At 54.3% G+C, this 25,375-nt stretch carries 26 protein-coding genes and 1 riboswitch; of the genes, 11 read left to right on the top strand and 15 right to left on the bottom strand.

The annotated features are described in order from the left end of the window. Positions 1–154: 154 nt before the first annotated feature. Positions 155–1,168: an NAD(P)-dependent alcohol dehydrogenase gene (locus RAC90_RS19450; protein ID WP_375124678.1), complete on the top strand. Its 1,014-nt coding sequence runs from the start codon at positions 155–157 to the stop codon at positions 1,166–1,168. A 92-nt stretch (positions 1,169–1,260) separates the two neighbouring features. Here RAC90_RS19450 and RAC90_RS19445 read toward each other — a convergent pair whose 3' ends face one another. Continuing rightward, positions 1,261–1,929 carry an ATP-dependent Clp protease proteolytic subunit gene (locus tag RAC90_RS19445; protein WP_054687222.1) on the bottom strand — a complete coding sequence of 223 codons (669 nt, stop codon included), beginning with the start codon at positions 1,927–1,929 and terminating at the stop codon, positions 1,261–1,263. A 543-nt stretch (positions 1,930–2,472) separates the two neighbouring features. On the opposite strand from RAC90_RS19445, the gene RAC90_RS19440 reads away from it, so the two are divergent. After that, positions 2,473–3,813 carry an MFS transporter gene (locus RAC90_RS19440; protein WP_033739396.1) on the top strand — a complete coding sequence of 447 codons (1,341 nt, stop codon included), beginning with the start codon at positions 2,473–2,475 and terminating at the stop codon, positions 3,811–3,813. A gap of 515 nt (positions 3,814–4,328) precedes the next feature. Here the strand turns inward: RAC90_RS19440 and RAC90_RS19435 are convergent. Genes RAC90_RS19435 through RAC90_RS19420 form a run of 4 tightly spaced genes read right to left on the bottom strand, consistent with a single transcriptional unit; the run spans position 4,329 to position 8,279 of the window. Next, on the bottom strand, positions 4,329–5,681 hold the full coding sequence (locus RAC90_RS19435; protein ID WP_033739395.1) for an MFS transporter: 1,353 nt from the start codon (positions 5,679–5,681) through the stop codon (positions 4,329–4,331). A gap of 38 nt (positions 5,682–5,719) precedes the next feature. Beyond that, a complete protein-coding gene (locus RAC90_RS19430) occupies positions 5,720–6,652 on the bottom strand; it encodes an SMP-30/gluconolactonase/LRE family protein (RefSeq protein ID WP_058702312.1) in 933 nt (310 codons plus the stop codon). Further along, the gene (locus tag RAC90_RS19425) at positions 6,649–7,587 is read right to left on the bottom strand and encodes a hydroxyacid dehydrogenase (RefSeq protein WP_058702313.1); all 939 of its coding nucleotides are present in this window, start codon (positions 7,585–7,587) and stop codon (positions 6,649–6,651) included. Before RAC90_RS19425 ends, RAC90_RS19430 begins: the two co-directional genes overlap by 4 nt. After that, the gene (locus RAC90_RS19420; RefSeq protein ID WP_054633280.1) at positions 7,587–8,279 is read right to left on the bottom strand and encodes a diguanylate cyclase; all 693 of its coding nucleotides are present in this window, start codon (positions 8,277–8,279) and stop codon (positions 7,587–7,589) included. Before RAC90_RS19420 ends, RAC90_RS19425 begins: the two co-directional genes overlap by 1 nt. 175 nt (positions 8,280–8,454) lie before the next feature. Here RAC90_RS19420 and RAC90_RS19415 point away from each other — a divergent pair, with 175 nt between their 5' ends. After that, entirely contained in the window at positions 8,455–9,168 is a 714-nt protein-coding gene (locus RAC90_RS19415) for an IclR family transcriptional regulator (protein ID WP_033739386.1), read from the top strand. Between the two features lie 223 nt (positions 9,169–9,391). Here the strand turns inward: RAC90_RS19415 and RAC90_RS19410 are convergent, their stop codons facing one another. The 7 genes from RAC90_RS19410 to RAC90_RS19380 all read right to left on the bottom strand — a co-directional run bounded on the left by RAC90_RS19410 (position 9,392) and on the right by RAC90_RS19380 (position 17,245). Continuing rightward, positions 9,392–10,150, bottom strand: coding sequence for an ABC transporter ATP-binding protein (locus RAC90_RS19410; RefSeq protein ID WP_375124677.1), 759 nt, complete (start codon positions 10,148–10,150; stop codon positions 9,392–9,394). Beyond that, positions 10,147–11,139, bottom strand: a complete 993-nt coding sequence (locus RAC90_RS19405; RefSeq protein WP_375124676.1) for an iron chelate uptake ABC transporter family permease subunit — start codon at positions 11,137–11,139, stop codon at positions 10,147–10,149. Before RAC90_RS19405 ends, RAC90_RS19410 begins: the two co-directional genes overlap by 4 nt. Next, the gene (locus tag RAC90_RS19400) at positions 11,129–12,088 is read right to left on the bottom strand and encodes an ABC transporter permease (protein ID WP_375124675.1); all 960 of its coding nucleotides are present in this window, start codon (positions 12,086–12,088) and stop codon (positions 11,129–11,131) included. Before RAC90_RS19400 ends, RAC90_RS19405 begins: the two co-directional genes overlap by 11 nt. Continuing rightward, positions 12,085–13,026 (bottom strand): siderophore ABC transporter substrate-binding protein, encoded by a 942-nt coding sequence (locus tag RAC90_RS19395; protein WP_375124674.1) that lies wholly within the window; start codon positions 13,024–13,026, stop codon positions 12,085–12,087. The genes RAC90_RS19400 and RAC90_RS19395 overlap by 4 nt, the downstream gene beginning before the upstream one ends. A 102-nt stretch (positions 13,027–13,128) precedes the next feature. Continuing rightward, positions 13,129–15,276: a TonB-dependent receptor domain-containing protein gene (locus RAC90_RS19390; RefSeq protein ID WP_375124673.1), complete on the bottom strand. Its 2,148-nt coding sequence runs from the start codon at positions 15,274–15,276 to the stop codon at positions 13,129–13,131. A gap of 779 nt (positions 15,277–16,055) precedes the next feature. Next, positions 16,056–16,520, bottom strand: a complete 465-nt coding sequence (locus RAC90_RS19385) for a hypothetical protein (RefSeq protein WP_375124672.1) — start codon at positions 16,518–16,520, stop codon at positions 16,056–16,058. 2 nt (positions 16,521–16,522) lie between these two features. Continuing rightward, positions 16,523–17,245, bottom strand: a complete 723-nt coding sequence (locus tag RAC90_RS19380; protein ID WP_210480267.1) for a hypothetical protein — start codon at positions 17,243–17,245, stop codon at positions 16,523–16,525. A 990-nt stretch (positions 17,246–18,235) separates the two neighbouring features. On the opposite strand from RAC90_RS19380, the gene RAC90_RS19375 reads away from it, so the two are divergent. Next, a complete protein-coding gene (locus RAC90_RS19375; RefSeq protein WP_375124671.1) occupies positions 18,236–18,571 on the top strand; it encodes a FlxA-like family protein in 336 nt (111 codons plus the stop codon). Between the two features lie 301 nt (positions 18,572–18,872). Here the strand turns inward: RAC90_RS19375 and RAC90_RS19370 are convergent, their stop codons facing one another. The 3 genes from RAC90_RS19370 to nhaA all read right to left on the bottom strand — a co-directional run bounded on the left by RAC90_RS19370 (position 18,873) and on the right by nhaA (position 20,960). Then, positions 18,873–19,232, bottom strand: a complete 360-nt coding sequence (locus tag RAC90_RS19370; RefSeq protein WP_375124686.1) for a GntR family transcriptional regulator — start codon at positions 19,230–19,232, stop codon at positions 18,873–18,875. A 234-nt stretch (positions 19,233–19,466) separates the two neighbouring features. Continuing rightward, positions 19,467–19,607, bottom strand: a complete 141-nt coding sequence (locus RAC90_RS19365; RefSeq protein WP_210454286.1) for a hypothetical protein — start codon at positions 19,605–19,607, stop codon at positions 19,467–19,469. Positions 19,608–19,802: 195 nt separating this feature from the next. Then, positions 19,803–20,960: a Na+/H+ antiporter NhaA gene (nhaA, locus tag RAC90_RS19360; RefSeq protein WP_275044411.1), complete on the bottom strand. Its 1,158-nt coding sequence runs from the start codon at positions 20,958–20,960 to the stop codon at positions 19,803–19,805. 47 nt (positions 20,961–21,007) lie between these two features. Between nhaA and RAC90_RS19355 the strand changes: the two genes are divergently transcribed. The 7 genes from RAC90_RS19355 (at position 21,008) to crcB (ending at position 25,113) form a co-directional block, all read left to right on the top strand. Then, on the top strand, positions 21,008–21,148 hold the full coding sequence (locus tag RAC90_RS19355) for a hypothetical protein (protein WP_210454284.1): 141 nt from the start codon (positions 21,008–21,010) through the stop codon (positions 21,146–21,148). A gap of 92 nt (positions 21,149–21,240) precedes the next feature. Further along, a riboswitch (Fluoride riboswitch) is annotated at positions 21,241–21,309 on the top strand. A 70-nt stretch (positions 21,310–21,379) separates the two neighbouring features. After that, the gene (locus RAC90_RS19350) at positions 21,380–22,282 is read left to right on the top strand and encodes a DHHA2 domain-containing protein (RefSeq protein WP_375124669.1); all 903 of its coding nucleotides are present in this window, start codon (positions 21,380–21,382) and stop codon (positions 22,280–22,282) included. A gap of 2 nt (positions 22,283–22,284) precedes the next feature. After that, a complete protein-coding gene (locus RAC90_RS19345; protein WP_058707132.1) occupies positions 22,285–22,710 on the top strand; it encodes a universal stress protein in 426 nt (141 codons plus the stop codon). 10 nt (positions 22,711–22,720) lie between these two features. Then, positions 22,721–24,013, top strand: a complete 1,293-nt coding sequence (gene eno, locus RAC90_RS19340) for a phosphopyruvate hydratase (protein ID WP_375124668.1) — start codon at positions 22,721–22,723, stop codon at positions 24,011–24,013. After that, positions 23,979–24,410, top strand: a complete 432-nt coding sequence (locus tag RAC90_RS19335) for a 2,3-bisphosphoglycerate-dependent phosphoglycerate mutase (protein WP_375124667.1) — start codon at positions 23,979–23,981, stop codon at positions 24,408–24,410. The genes eno and RAC90_RS19335 overlap by 35 nt, the downstream gene beginning before the upstream one ends. Positions 24,411–24,473: 63 nt before the next feature. Next, on the top strand, positions 24,474–24,722 hold the full coding sequence (locus tag RAC90_RS19330; protein ID WP_375124666.1) for a hypothetical protein: 249 nt from the start codon (positions 24,474–24,476) through the stop codon (positions 24,720–24,722). Positions 24,723–24,738: 16 nt separating this feature from the next. Then, positions 24,739–25,113, top strand: a complete 375-nt coding sequence (crcB, locus tag RAC90_RS19325; RefSeq protein ID WP_210454281.1) for a fluoride efflux transporter CrcB — start codon at positions 24,739–24,741, stop codon at positions 25,111–25,113. The last annotated feature ends 262 nt before the right edge of the window (positions 25,114–25,375 follow it).

Genomic DNA, 25,375 nt, shown 5'->3' with positions numbered 1-25,375 from the left:
CACGCCTTTAGCCCGGTCACCGTACCATCGCGCAGGCCTGAGCGTATTCTGTTTGCCGCGATCCGCTTCCTGATGACGACATTTTACAAAATCTCCCTGTGGACTATGTTAAGCAACATGTCTTAAGAAAACACATCAGGCAACGGAGAACGTAATGAAAGCAATGACCCTGAAAGCCCCTGGCGGACTGCAGAACATCCACCTGTCAGACCGAGCCGATCCGGGACAGCCGGGAAAAGGCGAAATCCGGGTCGCCATCAAGGCCAGCTCACTGAATTTCCATGACCTGGTCGTCGCGACCGGGCAATTTCCCACCGAAGATGGCCGCATACTGCTGTCCGACGGCGCGGGCGTGGTGGAAGCCGTGGGCGAGGGCGTGACCGATTTTCGCGCAGGTGATCACGTCGTGTCGACATTCTTCCCCGTCTGGCTGTCCGGCAAACCCACCGCGGACGTCGGCGGCTTTGCCCACACGCCGGGCGACGGCATTGATGGCATGGCCAGTGAATACGTTGTGCGGGCGCAGAGCGCCTTTACCCATGCGCCAAAAGGCTGGACGCACGCTGAGTCAGCCACCATTACGACAGCTGGCCTGACCGCCTGGCGAGCACTGGTGACCGAAGGCAATCTTCAGGCTAATGATACCGTGTTGGTGCAGGGCACCGGCGGTGTATCTATCGCTGCCTTACAAATCGCTAAGGCCATGGGCGCGAAAGTGATTGCCACCTCTTCTTCGGATGAGAAACTGGCGCGCGCCCGACAACTGGGCGCAGACGAAACCATTAACTATCGCACGACGCCAGAGTGGGGGAAGAAGGTGCTCGAACTGACCGGCGGCGTGGGCGTGGATCAGGTGGTGGAAGTGGGCGGACCTGCCACGCTGGGTGAGTCGCTGAAAGCGATCAAAGTGGGCGGCCACATTACCCAAATCGGCATCATTTCCGGCGATGAAGCCCGGCTGTCCATTTTGTCTGTCCTGGCGAAGCAGGTCACCATCAAAGGGGGGATCGTTGCCAGCCGACAGGATCAGATCGATTACGTAAACGCGCTGGAAGGGATGAATCAGAAGCCCGTCGTTGATCGCCTCTTCCGTTATCAGGACCTCGCCGAGGCCTTTGCCTGGCAGCAGAGCGGTTCGCATTTCGGCAAGATCTGTGTGGAATGGTGAGTCACGCGCAGTAAGGCTGGTGTGTCCGTAGAAACGGTGCCTGATGAGGGCTGAAACCAGAACCTTCATCAGGCATCGCGGCCTGCGCAGGACTAATTATTGTCGTGAATATAATAGGCCGCGTCAGCGGGCATAAAATGGCTGAGCCCGCCTGTCGCAATGCCGACAGCCAGTGCGTGTTGATTATCCAGCAGCATATGGTTGTCTTCGCTGTAGGTAATTTTGTCGATTTGATCATCCGTCAGGTTGGTACAGGTGTGATAAATATTTTTAATAATATTGCGGAATCGGCTGCTAAATTCATTTTTTTCAACCAGCATATTTTCTGAAAAATTTCTGTCCTGAGCATCATGAATCGTGGGCGCATGTAATAAAAAAATCGAATCGTCCATGGTTAGCCGTTTCTTTGCGCCACAATAAATTAAGGTTGCTGAGGATTCGACGGAGGACATATTCACGGTGGTCACCGGAATGGGTGAGTCCTTCACTATCTGATAGCCCATTTTCCCGGCATCAACATCACCGCCGGGGCTGGTGAGATAAAGCTGTATCTCCGTAGCGGCTTTGTAGTTTTGCGCAATCTCGTCAATGGCGGCGGACAGGGCCATAATTTTGTTCTGCGTTATCGCGCCAGTGAAAGCAATTTTTACCGTTTTAACGGTGTTGGGTGGGCGCTTCTCGTCAACGACTTTGTTCATCGCCGCCTGTGAGGTAAAACTGGTCAGGACAAAAACGGCAGCCGCACAGAAAATATATTTCATATTAACTCCATCCTTTTTGCCCTTTAATTATCAGTGCGACATTATATCTGCAATATCTATTATCATTTTGCACGCGTTTGTTACCGCTAAAAATATATTTCAGTATTATGGCTTTTAAATGACTTTTTCAAAATAACCTGCGGCGACGCTAATTTTGTCGAAGAGGGGAACAACGAAGCCGCATCACATATGCAGTCCGGTAAACGGCATACTGCTTTTCAGTATTGTCAGCACCGCAGGGCACCGTGCTGCTTTTATCGCACGGCTCCGCTTTTCCTGGCGTTTGTACCTGCGGGCTTTCTGCGATTCTGCTCAATGCGCCATGTCCCGGGGACGCGGGGGAAGCGGGAAAAGCTCCGGCTGCGTCACATATCCCACGGCAAACTGATCCCTTTTTGTGACAAGTCACACAACCTCATAACATTTGCCAGCACAGGAAAAAGTTTCGCCAGATAATGAGTGTACTTTGTACACCATAGTTTTACAGAGTAAAACATGAAGTTTACCCAGATGTAAAACCATGAACCTTCTGTGAGGAACACCATGTCTGAAAAGAGACCCAATGTGGCCATAACCTCCGATATAGAGCAGCAGACGGTAAAGCGTGTTATATGGCGCATTCTGCCGTTTCTGATTGTCTGTTATCTGATCGCTATCATTGACCGGGGCAATATCGGAATGGCGGCCCTGCAGATGAATGAAGATCTCGGGCTGACCAAAGCGGTGTTCGGCCTGGCGAGCAGCCTGTTTTTTGTGGGGTATTTTCTGTTTGAAGTGCCCAGCAATCTGGCGATGCAAAAGATCGGGGCGAAGATTTGGATATCGCGCATTATGGTGACGTGGGGCATTGTGTCGGTCTGTACGGCCTTTGTCTCCAGTGCCGGGATGCTTTATTTCCTGCGCTTTTTACTGGGCGCGGCGGAGGCCGGCTTTTTCCCTGGCGTGATCCTCTACCTGACCTACTGGATCCCCGGTAAATACCGCGCCCGCGTCATTGCGACCTTTATGGTGGCTATCCCGGCAGCAAACTTTATCGGCTCACCGATCTCCGGGGCCATCCTGTCACTGGATGGCTGGTTTGGCTTACGTGGCTGGCACTGGCTGTTTATTTTAGAAGGCTTCCCGGCCATCCTTTTAGGAATAGCCGCCTTTTTCCTGTTAAGCAACCGCCCGGAAAACGCGACCTGGCTGACGGAAGCACAGCGCAACTGGCTTAGCACAACGCTGGCGGACGAGAATGCGAAACGTAAGGTGATCGGTCATATCTCGCTGTGGCAGTTACTGCGACACAAGCACATCTGGGTGATGGCCTTAATCTATGCCGGTGCCTCGGCGGCAGGTTCCACGCTCAGCGTCTGGTCGCCACAATTACTCAAGTCGTTCGGACTCGACAACTTCACGACCGGTCTGGTGAACGCCATTCCTTACGGCCTGGCGTCCGTGTTGATGATCGTCTGGGGCCGCAGTTCCGACCGTACGGGCGAACGTCGCTGGCACACGGCGCTGACGCTGTTCCTTATTGCGGGTGGGCTACTGTCGGCTTTCCTGACGCAGTCGCTGGCGGGCAGCGTGGTCATTCTGTCGCTGGTGCTGATTGGCGCGTACTCCATGAAAGGGCCGTTCTGGGCACTGGCTTCCGGCTGGCTGTCGTCCAGCACCGCAGCGGCGGGCCTGGCGGCTATCGGTGCCATGGCGAACCTGATTGGCGGCGGCCTGATGGTTAACGTGTACGGGATCATCAACGAGCAGACGGGCAGTCATGCGCTGGCCATGGTTCCGCTGGCCGTGCTCTGCGGGGCGGGCGGTATCGCAGTGCTGATCATGGGCCGCAAAAGCGCGACCAGAATCGAAGCGGATCACAGCCTGTCGACCGTCAGCAAATAAGTCGCATCGCTGAAATCACTGAAGCGCCTCCGGGCGCTTTTTTTTATACCGGAGAAAAGTGAAGGTGAGGCGAACCGCAGGAATGCCGGGAAGGACCGGTGCCGTGTTCGGTTCTGCCATCCTTATCGGGCAGGCCGAGCGCTCTGATGTTGCAAGAACGCCTGTATACCGTTTCAGCCCGCTCTGCTCCATGTGCTCGCCTGCCATCGTGATGGGATACTTCCCGGAAACCGGTATCGGTTATCGGAAATACCGGGCCGCGATCAGCAGACGAACGCGAACGTTGTTGCGGTGGGAAAGACAACGGCGTGGAAAAACAGTCTGCATGCGCAGGAACGGCGGCAGGAAGGAGGATAATGGAGAAATGAAGCCGTGAGGGATAAAACCACGCCGCCTCTGATATTGGCGTGGCTTTGTGTCCATTCAGATCGTGCGTCGGGGTTAGTTAACTGAGGCCATAATCCGAGGCGACATCACGCCACCCTGAATGTCGGCGGCGTGGTCGTTTTGTCCGGTCAGGTGTGACGGTAAGGGTCCTTGACGGACGCTACGCAGAAGGCTCCCAGCAGCAGCACCGCCGACACCGCCAGCAGCGCCCACATAAAGCCACCGCTGGTCTGGCGCACATAGCCAATAAGCGAAGGACCCACGAAGCCGCCCAGATTACCAATCGAGACAATCATCGCCAGTCCGCCCGCCGCCGCGCTCCCTGTCAAAAAACCGGAAGGCAGCGCCCAGAATGATGCCTGAAATGCCAGGATGCCGCTCACAGTGAAACACAGCGCAAGCATTTTGAGGACGGGTTCATCAATGAGGGCGCTGCAGCCTAACGCCACGGCGGCGATCACCAGCGCCGCGCTGATCCAGCGAATACGGTGGCGGGAAGCATTCGCGCGCTGTGCCCAAAACAGCATGCTGAAGGCGCCACAGATATAGGGCAACGCGGTCAGAAAACCCGTCGCGGTGTGGCTGACGCCAAGCTGTTTGATAATCTGCGGCATCCACAAACCTACGCCAATTGAGCCGACAATGCCGCAAAAGTTAATAAAAGCCAGAAGGTAGAGCAGGGGATTACGCATTGCATCCCGCAGGCTGGAACCGTGTGCCTGTTCGATCTTTTTCTGTTCATTCGCCAGCCGCCTGCTCAGCAACGCTTTTTCCGCCTCGCTTAGCCAGCCCGCTTTGGCCGGACGGTCATGTAAAAAGAACAGGCACATGACACCAAGTATTACCGCCGGAAAGCCTTCCAGCAGCAACAGCCACTGCCAGTTGCGGATAGTGTCGTGTCCGGTAATTTGCATCAACATGCCGGATAACGGCGCACCGATAATATTCGCCACGGGAATGCCGACCAGAAAGGCGGCCGTGATTTTGGCGCGCCAGCTGCCGGGGAACCAGTAGGTAAAAAACAGGTAAATGCCCGGGGTGAAGCCCGCTTCCGCCACGCCCAGGCAGAAACGGGCAAAGGCAAAGCTGACGGGACCGGTGACGAAGGCGGTGGCCATGGAGATCAACCCCCACGAAATCATAATGCGGGCGATCCATATGCGGGCACCTACTTTTTGCATGATCAGATTACTGGGCACTTCGAAAAGGAAATACCCGATAAAGAACATGCCCGCGCCAAAGCCAAACTGCTCTGCTGTAATCCCTAGATCCGCGTTCATGCCCAGCGCGGCAAAGCTGACATTCGTGCGGTCCAGATAACTGACCACGTAGCAGATAAAAATAAAAGGCAGGATCCGGCGAAAGGCTTTACCTGCCGCGACTTCACTTTGTTCAAAATCCGTTTGAGTCATGCCGTCATGGGACACGGGCACGTCATCCTGCTCCGTCATTGAGCGGGAAGGCGTTGAGTGCAGATTCATGGTTGTCTCCGCTGCGTTGCGTCAACGCAGAGTTATTCTCAGAGAAAAGCAGTGGAAAGAAAGGGCAGCGGGTGGCCTGGCGTTTGCATTGAGCAGGTAAGAATGCTGCCGCTGACAGATTCGGTGATAAATAACTGCCGGCGCTGATCGCCGCCAAAACAGAGGTTGGTGGTGGATCGTCCGACCGGGCTGGTCAGAATCTCAATCGGCTCTGCCAGATCGTTTAACAGCCAGACGCGGCCCAGCCCCGGGTTAGCAATCAGCAGTTCGCCCTGCGCGTTGACGGCGATACCATCAGGACCGCTTGGCCCGTGCGAGGTAAAGAACTGGCCGACTTTGCTGACCGAACCGTCACGCTGAAGCGGTACGCGCCAGATCGCATTGCCGCGCGTCATGGCGACATACAGCACCTTCTCGTCGGGTGACAGCACCAGGCCGTTTGGGCTCGGGCAGTTATCCAGCAGAACGGACAGTTGCCCGTCCTGGCTGAGCCGGTAAACGCGTCCGGACGGATCGTGCAGCCCCGTTTGCCCCTGATCGGTGAAATAAAGATTGCCCCGGCTGTCAGGGGTAAGATCGTTCACGCCGCGAAAACTTTCGCTGTTACGGCGCGAGAGCCACGGCGCGATCGTGTTCTCCTTGAGGCACAGCTTCATCAGGCCGTGACGGTAATCCGTGATCAGAAGCGTATCGGGATCGGTCAGTTTCATGCCGTTGGGTTCGCCGTCGTACTGCACCACGAGCTCCCAGTTGCCCGCCATATCGACACGGAATATGCGGCCATACGGAATATCGGTCAGGTACAGGCAACCCGAGGGATGCCAGACCGGCCCTTCCAGAAACGAATCGGTCAGCTGGCCGCCGCGATTAGCGGCCGCCCAGGCATTGTGGCTGTCAGGTTGGCGGAAACGATCGGGCAGCCGGGTAAATACCGTGGTCTGCCTGATCTCCGGTGTGGTCAGGCACATCATACCGTCGCTTCCTTCTGCGCCAAGATCTTCAGCAGATTGGTCACGGAAGCCGTTCCCATTTTCACGTAAGAGTTATCGCTCACGCCGCCGATGTGCGGGGTAATAATGACGTTTTCTACCGTCTGCCAGAGGTTGGGCGCGGTCAGCGGCTCCACAGTAAAGCTGTCCAGCGCCGCCCAACTGAGCCTGCCACTCCTGAGCGCGCGTTCCAGAGCATCGTCATCAATCAGTCCACCGCGTGCGGTATTCACCAGCACGGCGCCGGGTTTGAACTGTGCCAGCGCCTGGTCATTAATCATCTGGCTGTTTTGCGCGGTCAGCGGACAGTGCAGCGACACTATATCCGCGCGCGCATACAGCGTGGCTAAGTCGTCCACCTGCTCACAGCCCGCGGGCAGCGTTTTCGCCCAGGGATCGTAAGCAATAACCTGCATACCAAACACGCGGCCAATATCAGCCACCCGGCCGCCAATCGCGCCGAGGCCCACGAGCCCGAGCGTCCGGCCTTCCAGTTCAAGGGACTTGTGGCTGGATTTGTCCCAGTGTCCTTCACGCATCCGGCGATTCAGCGGAATCAGGGATTTGGTGCAGGCCAGAATCATTGCCCAGGTATGTTCAGCCACCGCCGCCGCGTTGGCACCCGGCGCAGACTGAACGCTGATGTTTCGTTCGGCCGCCGCGGCTTGATCAATAACGTCAATGCCGCTGCCATGTTTAGAGATCACGCGCAGCGCAGGCGCGGCGTCCATGATGCGGGCGTTAATTTTTCCATAGCGCACCACGATTCCGACGGGATTATACTGCTGGCACAGCGCGACCAGATCGTCTTCGGTTGGCCTGGTGCCCGCAAACACCACTTCATAATCGTTCAGCATCGCAAGCGCGGCGGGGGCGATGTCAGCGCCGGTAATAATGACAGTATCCTGTTTGCGCATCAGAGTTCCTCCCCTTCCGCTAACATGCCTGCTGCACGCAGGGCACCGTTCAGCCAGGTCGGTCTTTTGTCTCCGGCTTTGATTGCCGCAATACGGCGGGTTTCCATATCCAGCTTTTTCGCCGCGAGTTCCAGCACCAATTCGACCTCGTCACGTGGGACGACCACCACACCATCGATATCACCGACCACCAGATCGCCCGCGTTGATCGTCGCACCGGCCACAGAAACCGGGTAATTCACACGACCGGGAATCAGCTTGGTCGGGCCACATGGGTTCAGGCCAGCGGCGAAAATCGGATAGGTGTGGTTGCTCAGCGCATCCGCATCCCTGACCGCGCCATCGATGATAATGCCGGCAATGCCGGACGCTTCTGCCTGGGTCGCCATGATTTCGCCTAGCAGCGCACAACTGATATCGCCTTTACCGTCTACCACGATGACATCGCCGGGTTTGGCCACCGCCAGCGCAGCATGGATCGCCAGGTTATCACCTGAACGCACTTCCACCGTTACCGCCGGTCCGGCCACTTTCATATGCGCACCCAGTGGCTTAACGCGGCCATGGAGCGTGCCTCGTCTGCCCGCGACATCCGCAATAATCGCGGCCTGAAATTCAGCGGCACGTCTGACATAATCATGACTGACTCGCGTAACGTCGCGGTTGATCATCGGTTTTTCGTTCGCGGACATGGGTCACCTCACAGGTTTGATGTTTTACAGAGTAAAACTGTGTTGTACATAATGAAATTACTATATCGGTGACACTGACGCTCGCGCCAGTGTTGCGAGCTTGTTTGTGATGTAAATAAGATGTGACTCACAGTTTCAGGTACACTCAGTGCCAGCAAAAATCAGGAGAAGCGAAATGGGAAACGAAGGGGTTAATGCGGTAGAGAAGGCGCTGGCATTGCTGGATTGTTTTAAGCCAGGCGAAGAAAGCCTGTCCCTGACGGCGCTGTCGCAGCTCTCGGGTTACCACAAAACCACCGTTTATCGCCTGATGAATTCGCTGGAACGCATGAGTTATGTAGTCAGACGGGATAACGGGATTTATACCCTGGGACCAAGACTGCTGTATCTGGGCAAGCTCTACGAACAGTCGTTTCATCTGGCCAGCGTGGTCCAGCCCGAGCTACAGGCGCTGGCTTCGGCCACCCATGAAAGCGCCAGCTGGTATGTGATTGATAACGGTCAGCGTCTTTGCGTCTTCCGTGCGGAATCGTCGGATGGCCTGCGCCATACGCGACTGCCGGGCTCGCTTTATCCTCTGGATAACTCGGCGATTAGCCAGGTGCTGCGTTACTGGGGAATGGGCGAACCCCTGTTTGCTGAGACACCGGACTTACCGCTCTATACGTCGGGCGCGCGCGATCCGCACACTGCCGCCTTTGCCATCCCGGTGTTTGGCGAAGGGGATAAATTAACGGCCGCCCTGGCGCTGACCGGTCCGTCATCACGCTTAACCCTGGACCGCAAAGCGGCAGGGCTGGGTGACCTGATGCGGGAAAGTGCCGCCAGATTGTCGGCTCAGTTAGGGGCCAGAAAGCCGTTTTGCGATGGGGTTTACTGGGGTAAATAGCGGGCAGTGCCGCGCGGTTGGGTCAAGAACCGTTCGGCGGCTGAGCAGGGCATGCATGTGCTGCCGTCCTCCGCCCCGTGTGCAGGCAGAACTCCGACATGTATTCTACTGCTCAGCCGGGCGCATCCGCGTTTCTCCGCTTGCCTGCAATCGGCCAGTGATAAAGCGGACCGCGCGGCGACGTCCGCGGCTCCGCTTCCGCGCCACGAAAGCGTGAGTCAGGTTAGCGGTAATAGATCGCTATCCGCTGATCCGCCACCGTTTCAATCGCCACCGGAATCTCAAACAGCCGCGTCAGCACGTCCGGCTGCATGATGTCGGCTGGCGTACCGCGCATAAAAACGGCGCCGTTTTTCATGGCAATGATGTAGTCGGAATAGGCGGAGGCGAAATTGATATCATGAATAACCAGAATGATGGATTTGTGCAGTTCATCCGCCGCTCGTCGCAATTGCTGCATCATGGCCACGCTGTGTTTCATATCCAGATTATTTAGCGGTTCATCTAACAGAACGTACTGCGTATCCTGGCACAGCACCATCGCCACAAAGGCCCGCTGCCGCTGCCCGCCGGACAACTCATCCAGATAACGCTGTGCCAGCGGCAACAAATCCAGAAAATACAGCGCCTGCTCAATATGGTGCCTGTCCGCTTCCGTTATCCGTCTTTTTGACCAGGGATAGCGGCCAAAACTGACCAGATCGTACACCGTCAGCCGATGGGTAAAATGATTCTCCTGCCGCAGCACCGACAGCACTTTCGCCAGCTGTTCAGTGTGCGCCTCGTTCACGACCAGCGAATCGATTCTGATTTCACCGCTGTCCGGCGTCAGCAGTCGGCTCATCACCGACAGCAGAGAGGATTTTCCGGCACCGTTAGGACCAATGATGGCAGTAATGCCCGACGCGGGCAGGGTTTCATTGATATTGTTGAGAACAGAAAGCGTGCCGTAGCGCTTATTCACATTCACCACTTCAATCACGTTGCCACCTTTTTAAGCACCAGATAAAGAAAGAGTCCACCGCCAACACATTCAATGATGACGGACAGCGTGCCTGCCCTGTCCAGCAGTCGCTCCAGAATGAGCTGTCCGCCGGTCAGCGTAATCATGCCGATGAGTACCACGGCAGGCAGCATCTCGCGATGACGCCATGAGCCCATGGCGGGCCAGGCCAGATTCACGATCAACAAGCCCAGAAACGTCATTGGCCCCACCAGCGCGGTTGAGATCGCTACCAGCAGGGAGATGAGCAGCAACAGACCGGTCACGTAGCGCTGAACGGGCACGCCGAGTGCGGTGGCGGTATCGCTGCCCAGCGCCAGCACGTCAAGGCGATGGCGCATGCGCCAGATGATTACCGTCACAACAGCAATGACGCTGCCTGACAACAGCAGGACGTCGCTGTCGGCGCGGGTAAAGGTGGCAAACATCCGGCTCTGTAAAACGGCAAATTCTCCCGGTGATAGCAGGCGCTGCATCAGTCCGGACAGACTGCGGAACAGCGTGCCGAACACCAGGCCTGCCAGTAAGACGCGCTGAATTTCCAGCCCGCTGCGGTTAAATAACCAGCGGTAAAGCAGCGTGGCAAACAGCATCAGAAGCGCCGTTTCGCCCAGAAACTGCACCACAGGGTAGGTCTGGCTCAACGGCGACAGGTGAATAAAAAAGACCATCAGCGTCTGAAGTAAAATAAACAGCGACTCCAGCCCCATGATCGACGGCGTAAGAATGCGGTTTTGCGTGATGGTCTGGAAAAGCAGCGTGCTGATGCCCGAGGCAAACGCAACCAGCACCATTGTCAGTAAAATCTGCCCGCGGTGTTTCAGGAGATAGCCGATATTGCCCTGCAGGTTAAGGGTCAGAAACAGCGTGCAGAGCGCAATCGCGATGACGGTCAGCAAACACAGCCGTCCGGCAGGGGAGCGCATCCTGTTCAGCACGCGAGACGGCAGCGAACACTCAACGGCCATGGCGTTTCCCCTTCATAATCAGCAGCAGAAACACCGCCGCGCCCAGTACGCCGAGCAACGTACTGACCGGGATCTCGAACGGCTGCACGATAAGCCGCCCCAGGATATCGCAGCTTACTACCAGCATAGCCCCCGTCAGCGCGACCCAGTGCACGGTGCGTCGCAGGTTATCGCCAGCCATCAGGCTGACAATATTCGGCACGATTAACCCCAGGAACGGCAGGACCCCGACGACCACGATAACCACGCCGCTGATGAGCGCAATCATCGCCATGCCCGTGAGCTGAACACGACGGTAGTTCAGCCCGACGTTTACGGAAAAGTCATGCCCTAAACCGGCGACCGTGAAACGGTCGGCAAGCAGGCCAGCGAGCAGGGCGATCATCCCTAATAGCCACAGCAGTTCATAGCGCCCCTGCATCACGCTGGAAAAATCCCCCGATTCCCAACTGCCCAGCGCCTGCAGCAGGTCAAACTGCATCGCCAGAAAGGTGGTGACCGAACTGAAAACGGCCCCCAACATGATGCCGGTCAGCGGCACGAGGAGGGCGCTTTTCTGACGAACATGGGCGATTAACAGCATAAACAGCAGGGTACCGGCCAGGGCGAACAGAGCGGCAATGCCCATTTTGACTATGACGGGCGCGGCGGGATAAAACAGCATGACCAGCAGTAAGCCCAGACCGGCGGACTGTGTCGTGCCCACGACAGAGGGCTCGACAAAACGGTTTTGCGTCAGCATTTGCATGATTTGCCCTGCAACGCTCATGGCGCTGCCAGCCAGCACCAGCGCGACCGTGCGCGGCACGCGACTCACCCACATAATCTCCCGCATGTCGGCATCGCGCCACACGTCCATCAGTGACAGCTGCGTGACGCCCGTCATCACACTGAGCATCATCAGCGCCCCCAGCAGGATCAGGCTAAAGCTAAAGGCCACGGACTTCATTCTGGGCGGACGCCGGCTGTGCTGAGTGCCTGCCTGATCTGCTCCATCATCAGGCTGTAACTCTGGATCCCGCCAGCGAGGTACAACGAGGCCGAATCCAGCCAGATAATCTGCTGTTTTTTCCATGCCGTGGTGCGGCGCACCAGCGGATTATCCAGTACCTGCCGGGCAGAAACGCCCGCCTTGCTGCCGATGGCGCTGTCGCGATCCAGAACGAACAGCCAGTCCGGATTGGCCTGCATGATGAGTTCGGGCGAAATGGCGTTTCCGTGTTTACTGGCGGTCGGCAGGGCGATGGCCGGTCTGAACTGCAGGACATCAAAAATAAAACCAAAGCGGGAATGCGGTGTGTAAGCACTGAGTTTGCCGCCGTTGACCATCAGCATCATGGCCGTGCCTGCCTGAGCCGCCTGGCGGCGAAGGTCAGCAACCTGCGCATCAAATCTCGCCAGAACGGTGCTCGCCTGCGCCTGTTTACCCATGATTTCGCCCAGTTGCGTGGTTCGCTGACGCAGGCTGTTTAAAACATCATTGGGATCGATATCCAGCGATACGGTCGGCGCGATGTCGCTGAGTTTGTTATAGGCCGCCAGGGCTCTGCCGCCGGCCAGAATCAGATCCGGCCTGGCGCGGCTCAGGGCCTCATAGTCAGGCTCAAATAACGTGCCCGCATTGAGGTACTCATCACTGTTGTAGCGCGTCAGATGGGCCGGATAGCTTATCGCGGTCCGGGGCACGCCCAGCGGATGAATTCCTAACGCATCGGCACTGTCCAGCGTTACCGGGTTTAAGATCACCACACGTTGGGGATGCAGAGGAATGGCCGTTGTGCCCTGAAAATGCGACAGCTGGACGGTGGGGGCGCCGCTGGCCGACGCTAACGGCGCGCTCAGTAAGCAGGCGAGCGCCAGTAAACCTGCCAGAGGGGAAAAACGCATACCTTCTCCTTGTACGTTGTCATTGTCCGTAAAAGTGTGCCCGGTTGTCGGGCTGACCATCCGCTTTCCGCCCTGGGTACGTGGTACGGACCCTCAGTGTTATCAGAACGAAGCCGTCACGGAGGCGTACAGTGTTCGTCCGGGAACGTAATAGTTATTGCCGCTGGTGGTACTGGCAGAGGGTTGCGCGGACACCGGATTTTTATCGAAAAGGTTATCGACGCCCATGTTGAATTTCAGATGCCTGGTCGCCCGGTACTGCCCGGACAGGCCATAAATCATATAGGCCTGGCGGATACGTGCAGTTGCGGTATTGCCGCGTGCGGCCTGATCCGCGCGGTTATTCAGCCCCAGCATTTTTCCGTAGTATTTGGCGGTCATCGACAGACTGATCGCCTCGTTGACCTGCCAGTCCAGCGAGGACCAGGTGGCGAGTTTTGGCGTGGTCACCAACATGACGCCCAGCGTGTCTTCCGCTTTGATCATGCGCGTGAAAGTGTTATTCAGGGTCAGGCTTTTCAGCCAGGGGCCTTTCTCTTCCGTAATCAGAGGCACCGTCAGGCTGCCTTCCACGCCCTGCGTGCGGGCGGTATCCAGATTGACGCGCTTCAGCCAGTAGCTACCGGACGCATCGCCCGGGATATAGCCCACCGGCGCGGAAGCAATTTTGTCCTGAAAGCGGCTGTCAAAGAAGGTTAAGCCCACGCCCCATCCCGCATAATCGTACAGGGCGCCCACTTCCCAGTTCTGCGACAATTCAGGCTTCAGCGCGTCATTACCCAGGGTATAGCAGCTCCCGCCCTGGTAATCGGCATAGCCGTTACAGCCGGCACCGCGGGAGGTTTCGATAAAGCCTTTGCTGGCCTGACGTACGCTGGGCGCCTTAAAGCCTTCGGAATAGCCGCCTTTCAACGTCAGAGCATCCGTGGCTTGCCAGACAAGATAGGCGCGTGGCGTGGTCCGGTTGCCGTAATCGGTATTATCCCGGCGCAGGCCCAGCGTCAGGGCCAGATCGTCCCGCAGGTCAATCTGGTTTTCGATGAAGATGCCGGTGCTTTTCGCTTCGCCAGTATGTTTACCAAAGGTATCGGCCGCGTCGGCTGTCACGCCCAGCGAGCGTGGGTTATGCAGCTCTTCTTTTTTCCATTGCGCGCCCACGGTCAGGTTTTGGGGCAAACCGAGTTCGAAGGGCAGGTTGAGATCGCCTTCAATAATGGATTCTTTATTCCACAACGTGCTGTCCTCGCTGCCCGTCACCGCGCCGTTGGCGATAACCGGTACGTCCGACACCCAGTTTTTAAATTTATTCTGATAAGCGCTTAGCTTCGCCGTGCCAAATGCAAAAATGCCGCGGTAATCCAGCGCATAGTTTTCACGCTCAAGCTTACTGGCCCCGCGCAGATTAATTTCACTGCCGTTACTGGCGACGCCGGGAAGACCTTCTTCGGTTCCCTGCTGAGTAGAGATCGTCAGCCGATGCTGGCGGGTAATATCCCAGCCCAGTTCGGCACCGTAATTTTCATTCTTGCGTCCCTCCTGACCGCTTCCCCAGCGCAGTGCGCCGGTGTCGCTTTTATCCGCCTGGCGCTTATTCCACGAACCATTCAGACGCAGGTCAAATCCTTTCCCCAGTGGGCCGCCAACGCTACCTGTCCAGGTCTGGGTACTTCCCCGCTTATCGTCCTGCGGCTGGCGCGTGCCTGCGGTTAAGGTACCGTGCCAGACATCACTGTTTTTCTTCGTGATGATATTCACCACGCCGCCCATCGCATCCGAGCCATAGAGCGCGGACATCGGTCCCCGCACCACTTCGATACGTTCAATGGCATCAACGGGGATCCAGTTGATATCGTCGAAATAGTTTTGCTGCGTGCTTTTGATGCCGTTGCTGGAGCTCATGCGTTTGCCATCAACCAGCAACAGCGTATACGCCGCTGGCATACCGCGCAGTTGAATACCGGAGCCCACATCTGTTCCGATGGCTTTGGATACGCCCGCGACACGTTCCAGCACATCCGCAAGATCGGTAGCCGATTTACCAACGTCCTTTGCTAACTGTTCGGCGGTAATCACCGAGATTGATGCCGGGGCATCTTTCAGACGCTGTTCGACAGCCGAAGCCGTCACCACCATCACCTCTTCATCGGGATCAGTGATCTCCGGCTCAGCAAACGCAGGTGAAGCTATGCCAAAAACGGGAATGAACAGACTGGTTTTGATACGACGGGCGAGAGGGGTTAACGACGTCATAACGGTTAATCCTTTAACGGTTGTTTGTCCTGAAGATATTTACGGGCTGATAAACAGCATAAGGTGATATATAAATGGGAATCAAATCAATAATCATTATCAGTTGGCGGTGAAATAAATGCGCAGGGTAATTGCGTGGGAATTTTAATGATTCAGGATCGGCGGGAATGATCTGGAAGCGGGAAAGGGTAGTTGCTTTTTATGTAAGACAGGCCTTTGATATATAAAGATTTAAGGCGAAGAATTTCTTCTTTTGCTGATTGGATTTCTGAATAATTCCCTGCCTGTAAGTTTCTTTTTAATATTATCTTTTTTTACGTTTTGGATGATATTTACGAAAGGTAAAAGATGTTCTTGTTAATTTATATAATTGTTAAGAGGTTGAGAAAAATGACTTGGATCAATAATAAGTCTGATTATGTGAAATATTTGATTCTGTTTTGTGAAATAAGCTGGCTTAGCATAATAGCGTTATTTAAATGAATAATGGTTTTCCCATAATGCATTGAGGTCTACCATGACGCATGGTCCATTAAGTCAGTCAATATCGGATACCTGCAATAAATGACCATGCTTTTCTGGAACCGGTAAGTTTTGAATGCGGGTTTCAAAGGCACAGGAGGGAACAAAAAAGCCCGCAGGCTTGCGCCGTGTGGGCTTTCAGGACGCTGGCGGAATCTGAATAAATTTCCTATGTATATGAAATTTAGTTTAAATGTTTAATTTTAAAATAATTGGTATACCTAAACGTATACCAATTGCTTTAGTTATATGATTTTTTATGTTGGGGAGGGCGATGGCTTTGCATCTATCGTCAGATACGCTTTCAGACCTGAAGAGCGTTTTACACCACGCGGATCGGAAAAGAAGGGAACACGGAGCTTTGGGGTGTCGTTCACTTCAATTGTCCAGACAGACCCGCCAATGAAATTGAACTCAATGGTTTTGTGATTGATAGACAGTGCCTCGAAAGAGCCTGACGAATACTCGTTGCCAACCTGCAAACTTTCAACAATCCCCTGACTTAGGCTGATGAGAGTAACAGTAAGAAACTCCTCAAAGATCACATCGTCAGTTGTGAAAAGAATATACCTGTCATTGTCGACTTTAACTGAGGCTTCGAGTACCTGACCTTTTATAGTAATACCCGTCGGTTTGTTATCGATCACTACTTCAGAAACGGCCTGCTGAAAATCAGTCGCTTTACTTTTCTCAACAAGCTTTACCGAGAGAGTTTGTTCCATGACTACCCCCAAAAACGTCCCATTTCAAAAGCGGCAAGTGCACCACCAACAAATCCACCAATCAAAACACAAACGGGTGCTCCGGGGCCGCATACCAAACCTGCTAAAGCACCTCCCGCTGCACCACCTGCTATGCCTGCACCGTTAATCGCTATTTGTTTACCGGTTTCAGCAACCTTGTTTTCAGCGGTATAAATTTCATATACAGAGATGGCTAAAGAGAGAACGATAAGTCCTTTTCCTGCTCGTGAAAGCTGCAACATCTTCAGGTTAACGCTGGGATTTGATTTACCCGCAGATTCCACAATGCTGGCATACACTTGGTTTTTTTGCACTTCAGAAAGGCTGGCAAAGTTTGTTTTAGGCCCAAAAAGTGAGGTCGCTTTCTTTGCGACTAACTCATTAAGCGTCTTACCTGATGACTTCATCCTTTCCGCCATTGCACGCCCAAGTGGCGTACTGCGAGTCCTGATCATTTCCATGATGAGATTTCGCGTTTCCTGAGCTTCTTTCGCAGCCTGTTCCCATGTTAGCAATCCAGCATTAACTCGGGATCGTAAATCGTCAGCCATCTCTTTGATGCGCCTCGAATACTCGAGGCGCAAGCGGGGATCTATGGATAGTCGAGCGGCAGCAGCAGCAACATCTCCCTGCAAAGCATTAATCGCTGCGTCAAACTGTTCACGATTTTTAGTGTCCAGTGCATTCAAAAAAGAGGTGTCCATTTATTGCTCCTTTTTTAGGCATACAAACGTCATCAAAACAGTTGCGCGGCCAGAAAGCGAGATCCTACGAAAAAAGATTTTATAAATAATCCTTCACACTGTTCATCTTTTTATTTTATCTATTTATATCATATGGTTAACCGGTGATGGATGGGTGAAGGATGACGCAAATCCTTCACCACGGGTGAACGATAGGCATAAAAAAACCGGCTTTCGCCGGTTCAGATTGTCATGCTGCGTTCGGAGCCTCGCTAGTCGGAGCTGTATTCGTCAATCGGCCCCAAGTTGGTCTTTGGTCCGAGCTATTATAGCCACATCATAAGATAGCTCTTATCATGTTCACATAAAATGCGAGCACGCCGTGAAGTTTGGGGGGCAGTCCGCTATGAGCGAGAAACGGACTTTAGGATGATATGTTAGTTAACATAGAAATGAAGATCTAAAAACGGATGCCACTTCCAGTGAAAGAAAACAATTGCCAGACCTGTAATCAGCCAATGAGTAAGACCAGACACATTGAATTTTGACTGTGGAGGAGACTGTTTAAGTTGCATGGCTTGGCATGGCGATCCAGACGCATTGGAGATGGTTGAAAGACTTACAGATGAAAAATTTGATGTCCGTGGACATCGATAGCTCTCATGTAAGGTTGAAAGTCAGCCATGAGCGAAAAGAGGACTTTTGCTCTGTGGAGAGATAAGAAGAGCGCCAGAAGTGAATGGTCAGTTTTCCTAGGATGCTTACATAACGTCAGAAGGTTGAAATGTTGTCACGACAATTTCACTTTCAGGCTGATGCGTAAGTCAGCAGAGAGACACTTAATGGCTCTTCCTGAGCAAAAAGATGGCTTTTTCGTTTCATTCTGCGAAACCAGAGCGAAATTGAAAGCAATTGGATTTGGTTGCGTACTGAGTAGTAACTTAAGGTTAAAGTTTCTCTGCGCAACACCGATAATCAATGAGGTTTAGCAAGGACAACAAGGAGGGCTAAGTGTCTATTTCAATTCAAACCACCACTAATACAGGCATAGGGGCTTCTGACAGCTCTGGTCAGGATCTCTCATCGCAAATAGCGCAAATAGCTAAGCAGATTCAGAAACTGACAGAGAAACTGGCCAAAATTCCTTCAGAAGACGGTATCACGCCTGAACAAAAAAAAGAAATGGCCAGAATGATACAGAAGCAGATACAAAGCCTGGCGGCTGAAATGGCTCAGTTGCAGAGAAAGCAGGCAGAGAAAGCTGAGAAAAAAGATAAAGACATCCAGAATGGCCCTGAGAATAAAATTAATAACGTCAGCGCCAACGTGATAGACATTTATGTCTGAGAAATAATTTCACTATGGCCCTGTCCGGGCCATTTCCTGAATCATTCACGTTTTTCCACTCAGTAAACAGCCGCTTAGTGTAGAAATATGTAAGTTTCGTCTGGGGTCATTTGCGTCAGGCAATCATAGATATCAGCTTCTGACACACTTCAGATCGGCGGGAGTCAGCGTCCGCGCATCATTAGTGCCCTGGCCATGTGCTTGCCCGGTGAAGCGCGTAAGCTTTCCAGGCCGTCATATGGAATTGCCATTTAATGGCCCGCCGTGCCCCCGGGGAATGACCGCGTGGCTGAGACGCAAGTCATGCTGACAAAAGTGCCTGTTTAAAGGATAGTATATGAGCCTGAGCGGCTGAAATCGCATGGGTCACGCTTCCCTGCTCAAGCGCATTGATAATTTGTTCGTGTTCGACTATTACTTCTTCGATATGTGATACATTCGAAAGTGTCATGGCCCAGAAACGCTGCGCCTGAGCATGTATGACGCCCAGAATATCCGTCAGCCGCCGGTTCCCCGCGATTTCAGCCAGTATCTGATGAAATTCTCTGTCAAGAAGCATCATCTTTTCACGATCATTCATTCTTCCAGCCAGTGCAATCTGGCCGTTAAGCTCACAAAGCGGACTGACATGGAGCTTAAATCCGCCATGAGCGAGAAGCAGACATTGACAATGTGACTAAGCGTCATTAACTCCAGTCAGATGGAGCATCTCCATCAGTATCTAATCCCAGACTTAGCAATCACAGATTTTGTTCCGGGTTGGCACAGGCTTGCGGTAATAATAAAAGTCATGCACACGCAACGCCTGCACCCGCAGTTAGACATAGTGGTCAATCAGGCCCCCCATGATGACCAGCAAGGCGCCGCTTGCGATAACCCTGCCGGCCTTCGCCGCCTAGCGCACCGTTTCCAGCAGGGCCGGCCCAAAGAGCTGGCCCTGCTGGCAACGGCCGACGAAGAAGATGGTGAACAGGTTATTGCTGAACAGGGGAAACGGATCGGCCCCTGACACTTCCTCGCTGAGCGGGCTACTCATAATTTAAAACCGGCCTGCGCCGGTTTCTTTATATACTGCGCTGGTGACCCGCTCAGCAAGCTGACCGACAGTCTCTTTCATGTCGCTGTAATGGTCAGTCAGCTTATCAAGCTCCCTGCGTGTTAACGAGGTGAACTTCATCAGTTTCTCTGTCACACCCACAATGCGCCAGAGCTTAATGCAGTCGGTATCAGTTTACTGCTGACGCTTAAGCAAAAGTATTAGCGCCCCTGCTGCTGCTGAGACTATGGAGCCAGCAAGCACGCCGACTTTTACTTCATCAACAAGCAGCGGACTTCCTGCAAAAGCAAGATTGCCGATGAAAAGGCTCATGGTGAATCCAATTCCGCACAGAACAGATACGCCGTATATCTGCAGCCACGAGCTGTTTTCCGGTTTTTTTGCCAGCCCTGTACTGATGGCAAGCAGTGAAAGGCCAAACACACCTGCCTGCTTGCCAAAGAACAGCCCTGCAGCGACACCAACAGGAACGGGGGACAGGAGGTCGTCAGTGGTCAGACCTGCCAGTGACACGCCCGCATTGGCAAAGCCAAACACAGGGAGAATGAGAAAAACCACCCAGGGTTCCAGACCATGCTCAAGCCGCTCGAGCGGTGATTCATGATTACTGCCCGTTCTCAGTGGGATAAACAGCGCCATCAGTATACCGGCTACAGTGGCATGGACTCCCGACTGCAGCATAAAAAACCACATCACGAAGCCTGCCAGAAGATAAGGAACCAGACTTTTTACGCCACATCTGTTCATCATAAACATCAACAGTGCAGTCACTGCCGTACCGCCCAGCATTATGAGAGAGATATGGCTGGTATAAAAAATGGCAATAATTGCCACGGCACCCATGTCATCAAGAATGGCCAGTGCAGAAAGAAAAATCTTCAGTGATGCCGGAACCCGTTTGCCCAGTAACGTCAGAACCCCGAGCGCAAACGCAATATCCGTTGCAGCCGGTATGGCCCATCCGCGAAGCGTTTCCTCGTTGCCGCTATTGAAGCCGGCATATATCAGAGCGGGCAAGGCCAGTCCGCCCATCGCGGCAAAACCCGGTAAGGCGCGCTGGCTCCAGGTGGCCAGTTGACCTGCGAGAAGTTCCCGCTTTATTTCCAGACCGACAAAGAGAAAAAAAATGGCCATCAGGCCGTCGTTCACCCAGTGTTCGACAGACAGCCCGGCTGCGTTGAATTTCAGTGCGGCTTCATATCCTTCGCGCAGGGGTGAGTTAGCTACAGTGACAGCCGCTGCGGATGCAAGAATGAGAATGATGCCGCCTGCGGCCGGCGAGCTGATAAACTCACTGACAATCCCCGGGACATTTTTTTTACCTTGATTCATTGACTGCGGCATTCTGCCTCCCTGAATGGTCGTGAACAGAAAACTTCATGGCAGATATTCATAAAGCGATTATTCACAAACGTTTTGTTGAGATTATAAAATTGTCCGACGCAGGTCTGCTACCGGAAGCCGTTGATAGATTGCTATTTTATCACGCCTTGCGCCCACTTCTTTTGCATCAGGGGTAAAGTCCGGTAAACACCGGCTCAGGTCTTAGCAAAAACACATTTATAAAGAAGTTTGCCAGCCTGCTGACTTTTCCAAATCGTTGTTCTAAGATGAGATTAAAGGTGATGGCGTTCCACCTTTCCCAACCGCCCCTTTGTGGGCTGATGACGCCTGATATAACTCTTTAACCGGGGTATGTCAGGCCGCATTCCAGTTTTGCCTCTCATACCTCCCTTTCCGGGGAGATGCACATGATAAACGTTTTTGGTCACATCAATCCTGACAGCGATGCCATCTGCACTGCGGTGGTGACGGCGCACTGGCTTAATGCCACCCACCGGGAAGCCTGTGCCTGGCGGCTGGGCGAAGCAAACCGCGAGACCTGTTTTATCTTTTGTGAAGCAGGCCTTCCGCTGCCTGCTCTGTCACCGCCCAGGGCAGAGGGCACTGAGGTATGGCTGGTCGACTTTACCGAGCCAGCACAGGGGCCGGACTGGCTGTGTCACTGCAACGTGACGGGGATCGTCGACCACCACCGTCTGGGCGGTCTGGCCACGCGCCTGCCGCCGGAAGTCTGGATAAAGCCCGTTGGCAGCAGCGCCACGGTCCTCTGGCTGCTCATGAGCGAGGCCGAACGCAACAGCCTTCCACCTGCGTTCAGCGTGTTACTGCTGGGTGCCTTACTCAGCGATACCGTCAATCTGCGCTCACCCACCACCACGGAAGACGATATCCGTACGGTGACCCAGCTCTGTGTCAGGTCAGGTGTGGACCGCAAATCTTTCGCCCGCCGCCTTCTCTCGGCCAAAACCGATACCGGCGGCCTCTCGCCGCAGACCCTGATAGACAAAGACCTCAAGGGATTCATCATCGCAGGTACGGACGTGCGCATCTCGCAGGTCGAGGTCATGGACAGGTCGCAGCTCAGCGCACTGACTGAGCCTCTGCGGGCGTCGCTGTCATGGCTTGCCGGTCAGACCGGGGCGGGACTGGTGGTGCTGATGCTGACGAATATCACAGACAATTATTCCACGCTCTATTTTGCAGGGCCGGCGCTCAGTCAGACGGGTGCCTGCTCTGTTCCGGGTATGCTCAGCAGAAAAAAACAGCTTCTGCCGTGGCTGGAAACGCAACTCAATGAATGTCAGGAGTAATGATGAAACGTTATACGCATGCGCTTGTGCTCGTTCATGGCCGGGAGGACGGTGAGGTGCTGGTAAACACTGCGGCTGGGCTCGCCAGCCAGGCGGGTATTCAAATCACGCTCGCCCACGTCAGCGATGACTACCGGGTGATGAATTACGTCTCCGACAGCCTGATGGATGACGTCGTGGCAGAGGCGGTCATCCGGGGGAAGGCGATGCTGAATGCACTGGCTGCATCAATGCCTGAGAACGTTGAAACGCGTGAGCTGGTAACAATGCACCGGTTTGAAGATGTCGAAAAATGCATTGCTGAGCTCGGCATAGACCTCGTGATTGCTGGTCACCGCAACCGCTTTATGGGCCAGCTGACTTCGGGGTCTCTGGAGTATGTCAACCACCTGAACACCGACGTGCTTGTCACGCACCTGCCTCAGTAAGGAGATAAACATGAAAAGTTTTGTTCTTGATAAAGTCACTGCCCGGGAAATCCTGGATTCACGCGGGAACCCTACTGTCGAGGTTGAGGCATTCACCGCAGACGGCAGCCGTGCAAGGGCATCGGTGCCTTCAGGTGCCAGCACCGGCTCGCGCGAAGCGCATGAGCGACGGGACGGTGATGCGCACCGTTATGGTGGAAAGGGCGTACTTCATGCGGTCAATGCTGTGCATCAGGACATATCACCGGTGATTTCGGGCATGGACATCCGTGAACAGCGAACTGTTGATGACGCAATGAGGGCTCTCGACGGCACTGATAATAAAGGCCGGCTGGGGGCCAATGCCTTACTCGGCGTGTCCCTTGCCGTGGCCCGGCTGGCCTCAGACGTTTCCTGTCAGCCGCTGTACCGCTATCTGGGTGGACTTCGTGCAAACCTGCTGCCTGTCCCCTGCATGAACATCATTAACGGTGGCGTGCACGCCCGCGGCCAGGGGGCCGACTTTCAGGAGTTTATGATAGCCCTGCACGGTGCGGCCTCACTGACCGAGGCCGTTCGTCAGGGCAGCGAGGTCTATCAGGCGCTTCGCCAGCTGCTGCTGTCAAAGAACCTGTCAGCAGGGGTCGGGGATGAAGGTGGGTTTGCGCCACCAGTAAGCTCAAACCGCGAACCACTTGAATACATCGTCCGGGCCATTGAGATGGCGGGGTATCGTCCTGGAGAAGACATCAGTATCTGCATGGATCCGGCCTCAAGTGAGTTTTACCGTGACGGCCGCTACCATCTCCGTACGGAATCAGCCTCGCTGAGCGCTGAGGAGATGACGGATTATTACCGCACACTGCTGGACGACTTTCCGGTCATCCTGCTGGAAGACGGCCTGGCGGAGGACGACTGGAGTGGGTGGAAACACCTGCATCAGGCCCTCGGCGACCGCGTTGAGCTGGTCGGCGACGACATTTTTGTCACCAACGTAAAATACATCGAGCGCGGCATCCGGGAAGACCTTGCCAGTGCAGCGCTCATTAAGCTCAATCAGATTGGCACGCTGAGCGAGACGTTCGATGCCGTATCTCTGTGTCACGAAAACGGATGGGGAGCATTTATATCCCACCGCAGTGGTGAAACCATGGATACCTTCATCGCGGATATGACGGTGGCCCTGCGTGCCGGTCATCTGAAAACCGGGGCACCCTGCCGGGGAGAGCGCATCGAAAAGTACAATCAGCTGATGCGCATCGAGCAGGAACTGGGTAGTGGGGCCCGCTATGCGGGTATCGATGCATTTGTTCGCCGCAGCTGAACGGTATGGTGATATACGCTGTGCTTCTACACTCATTCTGCTGAGGCACGGTGAAAGCCTGTGGAACCGGGAGAACCGTTTCACAGGCTGGACAGACGTGCCCCTGACTGAAAGGGGGATGCGTGAAGCGGATGCGGCAGGAAAAAAACTCATGGAGGCTGGTCTGCAGCCCGACAGCATTCATTCCTCAGTGCTTTCACGGTCAGTGCAGACAGTCCGGCGCGTCCAGGTACAGGCAGACCGTACATGGTTAAAGCCAGAGGCAAGCTGGAGACTTAATGAACGACATTATGGTGCGCTGCAGGGGCTTAACAAAGATGCGGCTGAACTCATCTTTGGTGGTAAAACGGTCCGCTTCTGGCGTCGCAGTTTTTCAGGCATTCCGCCCGCAGATTAGTATGCACCCGAAGTGCTTCAGCGCGATCCGCGTTACCAAAATATCCGGAATTAAGTGCTGCCCATGTCGGAGAGTCTGTGCGGGGCGCTGATGAGGCTGGTGCCTTACTGGACGGGCAACATTCTTCCCCGGCTTGATGAAGGGAAAACAGTGCTGATTGTTTCGCATGCGAACCTGCTCAGAGCGCTAATGTTTCTGCTTGAAAATCTGGATGCCGTGGCCACAGAAAATCTGCATGTTCCAACTGCTGTGCCACTGGTATACCGGATGGATACGAAAATAAATATTATTTCAAAAATTACACTTGTCTGAGAAAAGGAGTCACGAAGTGAGTCAGCTGTTAGCAATCATGGTCGGCGGTGCCGTGGGGTGCGTTATTCGCTGGTTTTTTGGCATAAAGCTGAACAGCTTTTTCCCGTCACTTCCGCCTGGCACGCTCGTCGTTAATCTGCTGGGCGCGTTTATCATTGGGGCAGCGGTGGCGTATTTTCTTCGCCATCCGCACCTCGATCCGGCCTGGAAGCTTCTCATCGTTACCGGCCTTTGCGGTGGGCTGACGACGTTTTCTACATTCTCAGTTGAGATATTCACCCTGCTCCAGGCGGGGAACTTCGGCTGGGCAATGGCGTCAGTGTTTGTTCATGTGACCGGCTCGGTGCTTATGACGGCAGCCGGCTTTTACCTCGTCAAGCTACTGTTCTGAGCAAGCCTGAAACTTTACTGTCACTGGCCACAGACGCTCCGGATACGGACCGAATCGTCTGTGGCCAGCCCTTTCAGTCCTGTGGCCGCTTTTGCTTCGTACGTTCAGGATAAATCAGCAGTTGCAGGCTTTGTCACTGCGGGTCCGAAAGCATACCGCTGTCGTTTGAAGTGTGCTGAACGCAGCGTTTCATACCCTACTGTAACGATAACCCGTTAAAATTTTCCCGCTCGCGGCCGATAACATCACTGCAGACTCAGCT

The sequence above is a fragment of the Pantoea sp. CS_6 genome (assembly GCF_041954745.1).
GTDB lineage: Bacteria > Pseudomonadota > Gammaproteobacteria > Enterobacterales > Enterobacteriaceae > Pantoea > Pantoea stewartii.
This window is presented reverse-complemented; position numbering and strand designations above follow the sequence as displayed.